Annotated in this window: 13 protein-coding genes and 1 riboswitch; of the genes, 11 read left to right on the forward strand and 2 right to left on the reverse strand. The window is 35.0% G+C overall.

Translation table 11 applies throughout. The features are described from left to right. Nucleotides 1-36 precede the first annotated feature (36 nt). The 4 genes from ES676_RS10810 to ES676_RS10825 all read left to right on the forward strand — a co-directional run bounded on the left by ES676_RS10810 (nucleotide 37) and on the right by ES676_RS10825 (nucleotide 3,277). Nucleotides 37-987, forward strand: coding sequence for a DUF2157 domain-containing protein (locus tag ES676_RS10810; protein ID WP_148370345.1), 951 nt, complete (start codon nucleotides 37-39; stop codon nucleotides 985-987). Beyond that, complete coding sequence (locus ES676_RS10815; RefSeq protein WP_148370346.1) at nucleotides 975-2,051, forward strand: DUF4401 domain-containing protein; 1,077 nt, start codon at nucleotides 975-977, stop codon at nucleotides 2,049-2,051. The genes ES676_RS10810 and ES676_RS10815 overlap by 13 nt, the downstream gene beginning before the upstream one ends. Beyond that, nucleotides 2,038-2,538, forward strand: coding sequence for a GDYXXLXY domain-containing protein (locus tag ES676_RS10820; protein WP_148370347.1), 501 nt, complete (start codon nucleotides 2,038-2,040; stop codon nucleotides 2,536-2,538). The genes ES676_RS10815 and ES676_RS10820 overlap by 14 nt, the downstream gene beginning before the upstream one ends. A 139-nt stretch (nucleotides 2,539-2,677) precedes the next feature. Further along, entirely contained in the window at nucleotides 2,678-3,277 is a 600-nt protein-coding gene (locus ES676_RS10825; RefSeq protein WP_148370348.1) for an RDD family protein, read from the forward strand. A gap of 264 nt (nucleotides 3,278-3,541) precedes the next feature. On the opposite strand, the gene ES676_RS10830 is transcribed toward ES676_RS10825, so the two are convergent. Both ES676_RS10830 and ES676_RS10835 read right to left on the reverse strand, forming a co-directional pair. Continuing rightward, nucleotides 3,542-3,883: a DUF190 domain-containing protein gene (locus ES676_RS10830; protein WP_148370349.1), complete on the reverse strand. Its 342-nt coding sequence runs from the start codon at nucleotides 3,881-3,883 to the stop codon at nucleotides 3,542-3,544. Continuing rightward, nucleotides 3,880-5,184: a voltage-gated chloride channel family protein gene (locus ES676_RS10835; RefSeq protein ID WP_148370350.1), complete on the reverse strand. Its 1,305-nt coding sequence runs from the start codon at nucleotides 5,182-5,184 to the stop codon at nucleotides 3,880-3,882. Before ES676_RS10835 ends, ES676_RS10830 begins: the two co-directional genes overlap by 4 nt. A 38-nt stretch (nucleotides 5,185-5,222) precedes the next feature. Further along, nucleotides 5,223-5,287: riboswitch (Fluoride riboswitch) on the reverse strand. Nucleotides 5,288-5,533: 246 nt separating this feature from the next. Between ES676_RS10835 and ES676_RS10840 the strand changes: the two genes are divergently transcribed. From ES676_RS10840 to ES676_RS10870, 7 genes are all read left to right on the forward strand, one after another. Next, complete coding sequence (locus ES676_RS10840) at nucleotides 5,534-6,295, forward strand: YoaK family protein (RefSeq protein WP_148370351.1); 762 nt, start codon at nucleotides 5,534-5,536, stop codon at nucleotides 6,293-6,295. 423 nt (nucleotides 6,296-6,718) lie between these two features. Continuing rightward, on the forward strand, nucleotides 6,719-7,582 hold the full coding sequence (locus ES676_RS10845; RefSeq protein ID WP_148370352.1) for a formyl transferase: 864 nt from the start codon (nucleotides 6,719-6,721) through the stop codon (nucleotides 7,580-7,582). A gap of 524 nt (nucleotides 7,583-8,106) precedes the next feature. Continuing rightward, nucleotides 8,107-10,650 (forward strand): excinuclease ABC subunit UvrA, encoded by a 2,544-nt coding sequence (gene uvrA / locus ES676_RS10850; protein WP_148370353.1) that lies wholly within the window; start codon nucleotides 8,107-8,109, stop codon nucleotides 10,648-10,650. Nucleotides 10,651-11,120: 470 nt separating this feature from the next. Beyond that, nucleotides 11,121-11,516, forward strand: a complete 396-nt coding sequence (locus tag ES676_RS10855) for a hypothetical protein (protein WP_148370354.1) — start codon at nucleotides 11,121-11,123, stop codon at nucleotides 11,514-11,516. 131 nt (nucleotides 11,517-11,647) lie between these two features. Further along, the gene (locus tag ES676_RS10860; RefSeq protein ID WP_148370355.1) at nucleotides 11,648-11,938 is read left to right on the forward strand and encodes a DUF6804 family protein; all 291 of its coding nucleotides are present in this window, start codon (nucleotides 11,648-11,650) and stop codon (nucleotides 11,936-11,938) included. Nucleotide 11,939: 1 nt separating this feature from the next. After that, nucleotides 11,940-12,185: a hypothetical protein gene (locus ES676_RS10865; protein WP_148370356.1), complete on the forward strand. Its 246-nt coding sequence runs from the start codon at nucleotides 11,940-11,942 to the stop codon at nucleotides 12,183-12,185. A gap of 283 nt (nucleotides 12,186-12,468) precedes the next feature. Continuing rightward, nucleotides 12,469-13,524, forward strand: coding sequence for a type I restriction endonuclease (locus tag ES676_RS10870; RefSeq protein ID WP_148370357.1), 1,056 nt, complete (start codon nucleotides 12,469-12,471; stop codon nucleotides 13,522-13,524). The last annotated feature ends 143 nt before the right edge of the window (nucleotides 13,525-13,667 follow it).

Below are 13,667 nucleotides of genomic sequence, written 5' to 3' on the forward strand. Positions count from 1 at the left end.
TGGCGGTATAATAAAACGGTCCAAATAATTAAACGTATGGCAAAAATTGAAAGAGACGACATCCAAATAATAAGTCGACATAGTAATTGGTCTGTAAAAAACATAGACCAAACGCTTAAAGAAAACATCTACAGCACTAAAGAAGCTTGGCAGAAGTTCCTTAGACTATTCTTTATCAGTTTAGGCGTTAGCTTTACAATAGCAGGAATTATTTTCTTTTTTGCTTACAATTGGGCGCACCTCGATAAATTCTTTAAAATTGGATTAGTTGAAGGTTTAATAACCGCAACTACTTTAGTAATTTTATTCTCTAAATTAAGTCATGATATTAAAAACATAATACTAACTGGCGCAGCAATGTTAGTAGGTGTTTTATTTGCAATTTTTGGTCAGATTTATCAAACAGGAGCTAATGCGTACGACTTTTTTCTGGGTTGGACTTTACTTATAACCTTGTGGGTTGCTGTTTCAAATTTCGCTCCTTTGTGGCTTATTTTCATCCTCTTAACAAACACCACAATCGTATTATATTCGCAACAAATAGCACATAACTGGTCTTTTGTTTTTATAACGACTTTACTATTCTCCTGTAATAGTGTGTTTTTAATAGCAACTCTATTTATAAACAAAATTAATAACGCCTTAAAGCCGCCACGTTGGTTTACAAATAGCTTAGCATTGGCCGTTGTTACTTCAAGTACAATTGGTATTAGTTTTGGTTTATTCGATAACTCTAAAGGTACTTTATTTGTATTACTTACAGTAAGTCTACTAGCTTATAGTGCAGGAATATGGTACGGATTAAAAGCAAGAAATGGTTTTTATCTCTCAGTGATTCCGTTTAGTGTAATCGTTATTATTTCTGCATTGCTCATTAAATTATCTGATGATTTTGGTATGTTTTTCTTAATTACCATATTCGTTATTACCAGTGTAACCTTAGTTATTAAAAACCTAATCAATCTTCAGAAAAAATGGATAAATTAGCGCATAAAAAGGTCTTATTAGATACGATTCGTTTATCGGAAGGTGCAACATTTGAATGTAACGAAGAGGCTATTCTTGAAGAGTATACACAGAAAGTAGAGAACACTTCCAGTGAAGCGATTAAGGTACTTTCTGTTTTTGGAGGTTTATTTGCATCACTTTTCTTTATAGGCTTTCTGGCGATTACTGGTTTATATAACTCTGAAATAGGGCTTTTAATTTTCGGAGCCTCATTTATCATTGCGGCAACCGCAATAAACAAAGCAGTTTCTAAACTTATTATCGATACGATTAGCTTTTCTATGTATGCCATTGGTTTTATTCTATTAGCTTTTGGCCTATACGGTATGGATTTAGGTTATAATTTTATTGTTATGCTATTCATAATAATAGCATTTAGCGCTTTGTATGTTACTCAGAATTATATGTTTTCATTTATTTCTATATTAATAATTAGTGGAGGTTTTCTTGCTTTAATCGTTTTAAATGACGTTTACACTGTCGTTCATCTATATATTGCAATGTGCACTTTGCTACTCACCTATGTCTTTCTAAATGAAGCTAAAATAATAGTGTCAAGTAAAAAACTATCGAAACTTTATAATCCATTAAAAACAGCGCTTATTTTCTCTTTGCTATTTGGTTTTATCACTCTTGGTGAAACCATTTTAACTACAGAGCCCGTGCAAATGCTTTGGCTATCGTCTGTCGCTATAATCGCTATAATTTTATATTTAATATCCATAATTATTAAAATAAACGAGATCGCAGAGGCTAAAACGAAAATAATTATTTACATATTGAGTGCTTTAATACTAAGCTCTACCCTATTTTTACCAGCAATTTCTGGCACACTTTTAATTATATTATTAAGCGTATTGGTTAACTATAAAACAGGATTAGCCATCGGTATAATCGCTTTTATATATTTTACAATTCAGTATTATTACGACTTACATTTCACCTTGCTAATCAAGTCGATCCTTTTACTGTCTTCTGGAATGGTATTTATTTTACTCTATCTATTCACTTCAAAACAGCTAAATTCTAATGAAAAAATATAAATGGATCATCATACTACTAAACCTTATTATTGTATTGGTAGTATTTAACAATTCTGTAGTAAAAAAGGAAACCTTACTTACCGATGGAACGCTTATTTTATTAGAATTAACCCCAGTAGATCCACGCTCGTTAATGCAAGGCGATTATATGGATTTACGCTATGCCATCTCAGACAATCTTAACGACAATTACGACAATGAGGATAGCTCTAAAAGAGGCTTTTGCGTTGTTACTTTAGATGATAACAAAGTTGCTAAAAGAGTACGTCTCCAAAACCATAAAACTCCGCTTAACAGAAAAGAGTTTCTTATAGAATACAACGCGAGACAATGGAACGGTATTACTATTGGTGCCGAATCTTTCTTCTTTCAAGAGGGCACGGCAGAAAAGTACGAGAATGCTAAATATGGCGGTCTAAAAATAGACAGTGAAGGCAACAGTTTGTTAGTGGGCTTGTACGATGAAAACCGAAATAAAATTGAATAACCGCAACTATTTTATACCATTATATAGAAACTCATTTACAAATTCGCGCCACAATCCGGTTTTTTTTCGCTCTTAATGTATTAAATTAGTTGTTTATAATAGCCGAAATCTCTTATCCCAAAAAACCACAATCCTTTTAATGGAAAACGAATTTACAAAAGTGATGTCCGAAAGGTCTAATGAAGAATTAATAAAAATAGTAACTGTCGACACTTCAAATTACAATGCAACAGCGATAGAAGCTGCACATTCTGAAATTGAAAAACGAGCTATTAATACCAGCGAATTTGAGGAGCTTAAGGAAAAAGCAACGCTTGTAAAAACGCAAGAAGTAAAAACGAGTAGTGTGGATTCTGGAGTTCGTCTTTTAAATTTTACAATCGATTTTATTGTTTGGTTAATTATAGTATTTATAGGAAGCTTTATCATTGAGTACTTTATTGCCCCCTCTAGCCAATCGATGATTTCATTTTTAATTTATGCGCTCATTTTCGGAACCTACCTTGCCTATTACGCTATTATGGAATTAAAGTTTCAAAAAACGGTAGGTAAGTTTATCACCAAAACCAAAGTGGTAAAACTAAATGGCGAAAAGCCCAAAAGTGGCGAGATTATTAATCGCACCTTTTGTCGCTTAATTCCGTTCGACCGCATTTCGTTTGTCTTTACCAACAACGGATTTCACGATTATGTATCGAAAACAAAAGTGGTAAAAGATAGCGCAGTAAAAGAGTACTAATAGAAACCGTTTTTAACCCTTATTTAATCTTTACCGTTTCCTTCTAAAGATCACGTTGTAGCTTTTTAGGTTTTTAATCAATTGGAATTTTAAAAGCGAAATAAAAAATACAAACACAGTTCCTTTGCGGTTGCCATTCTATTTAAGTTCGGCGTGGCTCTGCTTTAACTAACCTTATATTTACAGCTGATTTGAGATGGATTCCGGATTTAGTTCCTAAAGCCCACTACTTTCTTAAACAATACTGCTCGTTGCACCGAGTAATTACTTAATTAAAATCTCGTTTTTAACAATCACCGTTGTAATTTCCTGTAACAGTGCTTTTTGTTCCTCAAGAAACTGATGTATTTTAAACGGGGTGTCCATTATTTCAATAAGATGCGGGTGTTTAAGGTGGCGCATTTCACTTGTACCCCAAATTATACTCTGATTTTTGAAATACCCCTTACTCACATTGAGATGCAAAACTTGTTGTAACCCAAAAGCCTTGGCCTTTTTTAAAAGTTCTGTTGAAAAATCTGAAGCATACATTTTTTTCCAAAAGGACTGATTTTGAATTTTTTGTCCGTTTTCAAAATAAATTCTTACGGTTATTAACTCTTTCATTTTTTAGTTCTTTTATTTTTAATTTCAGATAAATGCAAGCCTTTTTCACGTAGAAATAGATGATGCTTTGGACTTCCTATAATTTGAGAAGAATACACGCCAGAGTGCCCGGAAAACAGATAGGCTGTACAGCAAGCTAGTGCGATAAAAACACCTGGTTCGATCCCAAAAAGCTCTATTCCCATTATAGTACACGCTATTGGCGTATTAGTCGCTCCGGCAAAAACAGCGACAAACCCCATTCCTGCGAGCAACTCCATTGGCAAAGGAATAAACCAAACTAATACATTACCTAAGGCAGCACCAATAAAAAATAAAGGCGTTACTTCTCCACCTTTAAATCCCGCACCAAGTGTAAAGGATGTGAATACTAATTTTAATAAAAAATCGTAAGAATTAAGGTTTACATTAAACGCGTCCACAATTGTTGGTATACCGAGCCCTATGTATTTTGTCGTTCCCACAAAATAAATAGCTATTGCCAGTATAGTTCCACCAATAACCGGTCTTAAAGGCGGATAGTTTACATTATTTTTAAAAAGATTACTCCAAAAATGTGTAGATTTAGAAAAGAGCATTGCTACAAGACCAAAAATAATTCCAGCAAGCAAAGACCACAGTACATTTACTGGTGTCATTTCTGCAATCGCATCTATATGGTACTGTGTATGAGAAATATTCCAAATGCTACAAAAATAATCAGCAAAAACCGCAGCCATAAAACTGGGGATAATGGCATCCAATCGCAATCTTCCTAAGACTAAAACTTCCAATGCGAAAATACCTCCGGCTAACGGCGTTCCAAATACAGATGCAAATCCGGCACTAATCCCAGCAATTAAAATAATCTTTCTATCGCGTTTTGACAGTTTAAGAACCTTTGTAAATCGATCTGCAATGGCGCCACCTATTTGCACCGCTGTTCCTTCACGACCCGCTGATCCACCAAATAAATGGGTTAAGATAGTTCCAAACAATACTAGAGGCACCATTCTAAAAGGAATGATTTTTTTTGGGGTATGAAATTCTTCGAGTAATAAATTATTGCCTTTTACGACACTATTTCCATATAAATGATACGATAAACCAATGATAAAACCACCAACTGGTAATAGTGCTATAATCCATAAATGAGATTCGCGCCAATGTGTTGCCCATTCTAAACTCAATAGGAAAAAAGCAGATATACTTCCTACTATAACGCCTAAAGTCAAACAGATTAAAATCCATTTTAAAAGATATAAAAAAGAGGGGATTTGCTCGAATGAGAATAAAAAACTTTTAATTCTATTTGCTTTCATAGTGCCTTAAATAAATGATTCCACAGTGGCGTAAGCCATTAAAAGTAGATGTCATTAGCTCCAAGCGGAACGGTTTAAGGCAGACCTCATTGCCAATTTTGTCAGGCAAAGATAAACAAAAAAAAAGTTTCATTACTCTTTTTCCAAAGAATTGAAAGAACGTGCTTAATTCATCGTTGTTTTCATACCTTTATAAACCCGTAGTAAACTCCAATATCTGCGTTTATTTTAATCAGAAATAAAGGCATTGTGTTTTGCTTCTTTTTATTTTATACTCTCTTAGAAAACCGCGAAACACTTGTAAAAATACGGTATTCGAAATTTTTAATTCAGAATGTAATGAAACAAAATGTTTAGACATCAAGGTAAAAGTAGGACTTTAAAACACAATCTGCGCATTGCCACGGTACTCTCTTTTGTAGCAGGTATTGTAAATGTTACAGGCTTTTTATCGTTTAAAGAGTTAACCACTAATGTTACCGGTCATTTTGCACTATTTATTTATGATGTTGCCAATTTTAAATTCTGGAAAGGTACCATCTATTTTCTATATATTTTCTCGTTTCTTTTCGGATCCTTCTTATCCAGTTTACTTATTGAAAAATATAGAGGCAATAGAAAAATTAATGTTTTCGTTCTCCCTACAATAATAGAATCGCTCATTTTAATAGCCATCGGACTCTCAAGCAATTTTTTTGAAATTAAATCGCCTAACGTCATTGTTTGTTTACTACTATTTGCTATGGGTTTACAGAACTCTTTTGTAACAAAAATATCGAACGCCGTAGTGCGCACCACACACTTAACTGGTCTGTTTACAGATTTAGGTATCGATATTTCTCAGTTATTCTTTCCTAAATCTTATCCGCAGAGAGAAAAATTAAAAGCAAATATTAAGCTTAGAATTTATATTATTTCATTCTTTTTTGCTGGTGGATTACTGGGTGGCTTGTTATACTCTACAGCCGATTTGAAATTAAATACGCTTATTATTGGTGCTGTAATCTTACTAATAAGCTTATTTTACGACGATTTTAGATATAAATTAATAAAGACTAAAAGAAAATATAACTATAAAAAAAGGGCGCGTAAAAAACTATCAAATAAATAACACCCTCACTACACTACACTACACTACACTACACTACACTACACTACACTAAACACAAGTAAAGAACTAAAAAGAATTCGTCTCTGCTAGCGAATAGCATTAATTGTAATCGCATAATCGAAAAGTCGATTCCCTTTAAAAGGGAACACATTGGTGTTTATTTAAGGCAGTAAAGAAGACTGTGAGACATTAACTTACTTAAAAGCTATTGGCGGTTTATGTCCACCCTATCCTCCTTATCTGTTTCCTTTACACAAAAAACCGTCTGCCACTTTCATTCAATAGCACATTTTTTGTTTCGACAACACAATGGAGTCCGTATTTCTTATATTGCCCATCATTACTCTATTTACAAACTTCGCAGAGCTATTCAATAAAGCTATTGATAAGTAATACTCACAAAAAGCAATCCGACAGTAAAAAATGAACATCGTATTATTCCTAAACAAAGACCTTGAAGCCAACATCGTTTACAATCTATTAAAAAAAGAACTGTTAAACCATACGGTAAAAATCTACTATTCTGATACCGTCGGAAATCCGCTTAATAAACCCGCTGATTTATTACAGTTGGAGTATTTTGAAAAAGAGTATATTTATAATACCCTCCCAAAAATTCAAAAAGAACAGCCCCTCGAAACGGCTTTTGAGTTTTTTGATGCGGATTTTAAATCGTTTCCCATTGAAAAGTGTACGACAGTAAATTCTGCAGAATTCATCGCTAAAATAAAAGATTTCAATCCCGACCTCTTTATATCAATCCGTTTTGGAAAGATCTTTAAAGATGAAATTATTCAAATCCCAAAAAAAGGAATTCTAAATCTACATTCAGCAATTTTACCCAACTACCGCGGGATTATGGGAACCTTGCACGCCCTTAAAGAACAAAACAAAACCATTGGCTGTACACTGCACACCATTCCTAATAATGGCATTGACACCGGGGAAATAATAGACATAGCGACGCTTAACGTGAATAAAGACAGATCTTTATTTTGGCATATCGTACAACTCTACCCTCTAGGAGCGGAATTAATTATTGCGGCTCTAAAAAAAATGAAGAGCGATAGTCCAATCAAATCCCAAAAACAAAATCTTAACGAAGGACACTATTTTTCGGTTCCAACACAAAAAGATTTTGAGGACCTCAAAAACTTAGGAATGGAAATAATTTCTGAAAATGATTATATTGAGATACTAACCCACTTTATATTTAAAAACGCATCCACAACAGAAAAACAACACTTAAAAAAGGCACTAAAAGATAGCAAACAAAATCACTTATAAATTGAAGATTAAACCTAGAACCTATGCGATTTTGAGATAGTTTGTGTCTGTAAGTTTTACCACAAAAAGGTCAAAATAGGAATTAATAGTAATAAAGCGACTTGTTATAAGCGATTTAGAGGCCAATGAAATCTTCGAAAATATACTATTAACGCACAACAAAAGGTAAGAAACTAAATAGAATTCAATCAGATAATTTTCAATCAAAACGAATAGAAAAATCAGAGGGCTTAAAAAGCACCGATCTATAAAGAGTTATAATTATTATAATGGGTGTGCTTATTGATATCATTGACCATAATTGAAAGGCGCCATAAAAACACTCTCCTTTTTTGATATAATCTCACTTTTAGTGTTTTTATTAACAATAATCAATAGTAACCCACATTTACAAACAGCTCTAAATAAACTTATTGCCAACAAAATAGAGCATAAACATTTTAAAACACACACTTATAAAACCTTCAAATGCAACCTTGGTTATTAGGTCTATTCTTGGTATAATTTTTGAACACAACGCAAATATGAAACAACTGAATGAAATTAAGACACCAAAAGAAGGCTTCGTTACTGTACGTGGCGCACGACAAAATAACCTTAAAGATGTCAGTCTAGAAATACCCCGCGATGCTTTGGTAGTATTTACAGGGGTTTCTGGGTCGGGGAAATCCTCTCTCGCTTTTGGCACCCTATATGCCGAAGCGCAACGAAGATATCTAGAATCTGTGTCACCTTATGCACGCCGCCTTTTTCATCAAATGCCCATTCCGGAAGTCGATGAGATCGAAGGGTTGCCGCCAGCGGTTGCCTTACAGCAACACCGAAGTTCAGGAACAACCCGATCCTCGGTGGGCTCTGTAACCACATTGTCGAACTTGTTGCGCATGTTGTATTCCCGAGCTGGCGATTATCCAAAAGGACAATCTATTTTGTATGCCGATTCATTCTCAACGAACACTATAGAAGGCGCTTGCACTGAATGCCACGGATTGGGTAGAGTGCACCAAGTTACAGAAAAAAGTATGGTTCCCGATGACACCCTAACCATTCGGGAAAAAGCTATCGCTGCATGGCCTAAGGCGTGGCAAGGTCAAAACTTTCGCAATATTTTAACTACTCTAGGCTACGATATTGATTGTCCGTGGAAAGATCTTCCAAAAAAAGAGCGCGACTGGATCTTATTCACTAACGAAAAACCACAAGTACCAGTATACCCTGGACTCGATAGAGACGCGGTACAGCTTGCCATTAAACAAAATAAGGAACCTAGTTATATGGGGACTTTCACGGGCGTAAAAAACTATGTGCTCCATACTTTTGCTAGTACGCAAAGTCCTTTAATGAAAAAGCGTGTATCGCAATACATGCTTAGTAGCGAATGCCCTAGTTGCAACGGTAAACGCCTACGTCGCGAATCACTTTCCGTGACTTTTGCCGGTTATGATATTGCCGACATTTCGCGGCTCCCGCTTAAAATGTTGCTAACTATTTTCACACCTTATGGTGATGGCACGGCGCCCGGTTTAGCTAAATTTAGCGAAAAACACCAAGAGAAAGCAATGGTAGCACGACGCATTGCCGAAGATTTAGTGGCAAGAGTTGCCGTTTTATTGGAATTAGGACTGGGTTATTTATCTTTAGAGCGCAGTACCCCTACCCTTTCTCCGGGCGAACATCAGCGTTTAAGACTAGCAACCCAAGTGCGTAGTAATTTATTTGGAGTGGTGTATGTATTAGATGAGCCTTCTGCAGGACTCCATCCCGCAGATACCGAAGCTTTACTAAAAACGTTAGACAGATTGAAAGCCTGCGGTAATTCGCTTTTTGTTGTCGAGCATGAGTTGGATGTTATTCGCCATGCCGACTGGATAGTAGACGTAGGTCCCGATGCTGGTAATGGTGGTGGAGACATTTTGTACAGTGGTCCACCGGCCGGTTTAGAAAATAGTCCGCGATCTAAAACCAGGCAACATCTTTTTAACACCCTCCCTTTCAAAAAGTCCACACCCCGAAAACCTTCTGGATGGTTGGCATTAAGTGGGGTGACAAGAAATAATTTAGTAGACCTAGAAGCGTCCTTTCCTTTAGGTGTATTAACGAGTGTTACGGGCGTGTCTGGCTCCGGTAAAAGCAGTTTGGTTAGCCAAGTATTGGTAGAATTAATGTCGTCCCAATTAGGAAAAAATATTGCTCCGGAGGAAGAGGAAGCAGAAGACGACTTGCAACAGGACGTTGTAGCGACTCTGGGTGGCGAAATTACTGCAGGTTCAGAAAGTATAAAGCGTATGGTTGTGGTCAATCAGAAACCAATTGGTAGAACACCGCGATCAAACCTTGCGACCTACACCGGCTTATTTGATGTGGTGCGAAAATTATTTGCAACAACAAAATTAGCTAAATCCCGAAATTATACGGCCGGTCGCTTTTCTTTTAATGTAGGAAAGGGTAGATGTTCCAATTGTGAGGGGGAAGGTTTTGTTATGGTCGAATTGTTATTTCTACCAAGTGTCTATGCGCCCTGCTCTGTTTGTGGCGGCACACGGTATAATCCCGAAACTTTAGAAGTGACATATCACGACAAAAATATTGCCCAAGTTCTTAGTATGACCGTAAATGAAGCTACTAATTTTTTTGAGAAAGAAGACCGCGTAAGCCGTCCTCTTAAAGTATTGCAAGAAGTTGGTTTGGGTTATTTACGTTTAGGCCAGCCGGCAACGGAGCTTTCCGGTGGAGAAGCACAGCGAATAAAGCTTGCAAAAGAACTCCAGCGACTAAGTCGTGGCAATACACTTTATATTTTAGACGAGCCAACTACCGGCTTGCATCCTACCGATGTAGAAAAATTACAACTTCAACTTGCCAAATTAGTCGATGCCGGCAATACCGTAATTGTAGTAGAGCACGATATGCAGATAGTAGCAGGAAGCGATTGGGTTATCGACATTGGCCCTGGAGCCGGAGAAGACGGTGGAAAAGTGATCGCGGAAGGAACGCCAGAAAAAGTTGCTAAAAATAAACACAGTAAAACAGCTGTTTATTTAGAGAGAACATTAAACGGGCAGCATTAAGAGGTAAATAGGTTTACTATTTAAGGAACTGTCCCTACCCCATCAGTGCGCAACAAAAATTATAAAAGCGATCCTAATTCGCAAGCTTAAAAAACAGGTTCTACTTTAGAGCCTGTTTTCATTTTATAGTGCATACATATACAGTCTTTAATACATTTTTAATACGAACAAGCCTTTAATAATAAAATCAGCATGCTTCATTACCTCCCCTACTTTCTACCCCTTTTTTTTTACAGAATAATCGCGCCTTTACGGTTTCCCTCAATAAAAGACAAAAGGGATGACTTACATTGAGCCCGCTATTAAGTACTAATCTTCGAACCTGCATTGTGTTTTTGATGGTATTTCTTTATAGTTAATAATAACACTACTACAGCCGGCAAAACTATTTAAGGGATTGTTTTGTATGGTGATGAGTAGATAGGCTGTTACCAGACAAAATAAAAATTTATATACTAAAATTTAAGACAATGAAAAGATTACTTTTTTTACTTATTGTGTTTTTACCATTTTTAAGTAGCGCACAAGCACATTTAGGAACAACTGAAAAAGAGATTAGGGATTTACATTCTGAGAAAACTTTTAAGGTTGAATATAACGATGATGGAGAAAAGTACATTAGCACATTTATGATTTATGGAACTTTTATATACTATTTTGATAAGAAAACAAAACTTTCTAATTTTTGTATGCAAATAGTTGACGAAATGCCATACTTAAATGGACAGGTAGAAACTTATAATAGAAAGTATGTTATTGTATCAGATACAGAATGGAAAGCATATCTTAAAGGAGGAAATATTTTAAAGATTAATCTAACTTATAATGACGAGAATAAATTTTATATTTTTCATTATAATGAATAAATCTTAAAAGAAAACTCGAACAAAGAACACTACAGAGTATTAAACACTACTAAACGTCAACTATCACAAATGCTCTCGAGAATATAAACAGCTGTATTTACAATCTGTAATCACTAATAATGAATTAAAATATGAAAACAATCCTTTTAATTTGTTCAGGACTTTTACTTTTAAGTATAGCTAATTTACCGATTGGCTATTATACCTTTTTAAGGATAATTGTTACTATTGGTGCTGTTACAATTATTGTAAAAGAATATCAAGGAGAGCTGAATTTTTGGTTAATCGTTTTTGGATTAATTGCTATCCTTTTCAATCCTATTATTCCCGTTTATTTCAATAATAAATCAGTGTGGGTACCGATAGACATAATAGTGGCCATTTTATTTGGTATTAAATCATTAACATTAAAACGTAAATAATATGAAAGCAATTTTCGGATCTTTATACAGTGTATTTGCTATTACGGCAATTATAACCCACATATGGACAGTAATAATAGCCTTTACCGAAGGCGGTTTTATAAGTGGCCTAATTTCGTTATTTCTGCCATTCCTGGCTGAACTTTATTGGATGTTTAAAATGTTTGGAGAAAATGATACGTATGCCTATATAGCACTTGCTCATTTAATATTAGCTATACCATTTTCAGTATTTGGACGTAACTAAAGAAAAGCAAATGATTACGTTTTACCTGTATTTTAGTCTGCTTTTTTTACTCAAGTAATTAAATGACGTTTCTAATAGTTTAGTCTAAATATTCCACTCAAAACAAAATTATCTTTTCTTTTTTTACAGAATAATCTCGCGTTTACGGTTTCCCTCAATAAAAGACAAAAGGGATAACTTACATTGAGCTCGCTACTAAGTAATGGTCTTACAATACCTTTCGTATGCTGTAGATATTTCTTGGTAGCCCTTTTAAAAGCAACAATTAAACTAAACGTGAAATATGGAATTATATAACCAGCTAAAAGCACTTGCTGACAAAGTTGAACAGCTAAAAGACCAAATAGAAACAGAGGAAAGCACAAAACACGCTTTCACTTTACCTTTCATAAATATTTTAGGCTATGATGCTTTTAATCCCACAGAAGTCGTCCCTGAATTCACAGCCGATTTAGGACTTAAAAAAGGAGAGAAAGTAGATTATGCCATCTTTCAAAATGGTGACCCCATACTAATTGTAGAATGTAAAAACTGGAAACAAGACTTAGATGTCCATAATTCACAATTATTCAGATATTTTCACGTCACAAAAACCAGATTTGCATTGCTTACAAATGGAATTATTTATCGCTTTTATACCGATCTCGATGAAACCAACAAAATGGATGAAAAACCATTTTTAGAATTTGATATAACAAACCTAAAAGAAAGCACCGCTAAAGAAATTGAAAAGTTCCACAAGTCGAAATTCGATGTTTCTAAAATAGTCGACAATGCCAGTCATTTAAAATATACCAGAGAAATTAAAAGCCTTATAGACCAAGAATTACAAACACCCTCACAAGAATTTGTGCGTTTATTTGCGCACAGAGCTTACAGTGGCAGACTAACGGCTACTGTGTTAGATGAGTTTAAAGACATAGTGAGTAAGGCATTTGCACAGTTAATTAGCGAAAAAGTGAGTGATCGCTTAAATTCTGCTTTAAATAAAGAGGTAGAACAACAAAAAATAGAGGAAGTGGTCGTAGACGAACCAAAAAGCAAAATCGAAACTACCGAAGAAGAAATTGAAGCCTACCAAATTGTCGTGGCAATTCTTAGACGTAAATTAACAAAAGACAGAGTTATTCACCGAGACACACAATCGTATTTTGGTATTCTGCTGGACGATAATAATAGAAAACCGATTTGCCGCCTACACCTAAACGGAGGTAATAAATACATTAGTATTTTCGACGATAATAAAAAAGAAATTAAAGAGCCTATTGAAAGCATCGATGATATCTATAACTACGAAAAACAATTATTAAACACCGTAGAAAATTACGTTACAGAATAATAAAATCATTGAGAGAAGTGTATTGAGGCAGTATCTAGCCAGGGAAAATAATTTTAAGAGCTACCCGGCCTTTTAGACAAGTCTGTTAAAAAAACGCTGTTATTACATCTTAACAAACGGGTTATAAAGATAAGTGCACAGTT

The sequence above is a fragment of the Bizionia saleffrena genome (assembly GCF_008086175.1).
Lineage (GTDB): Bacteria > Bacteroidota > Bacteroidia > Flavobacteriales > Flavobacteriaceae > Bizionia > Bizionia saleffrena.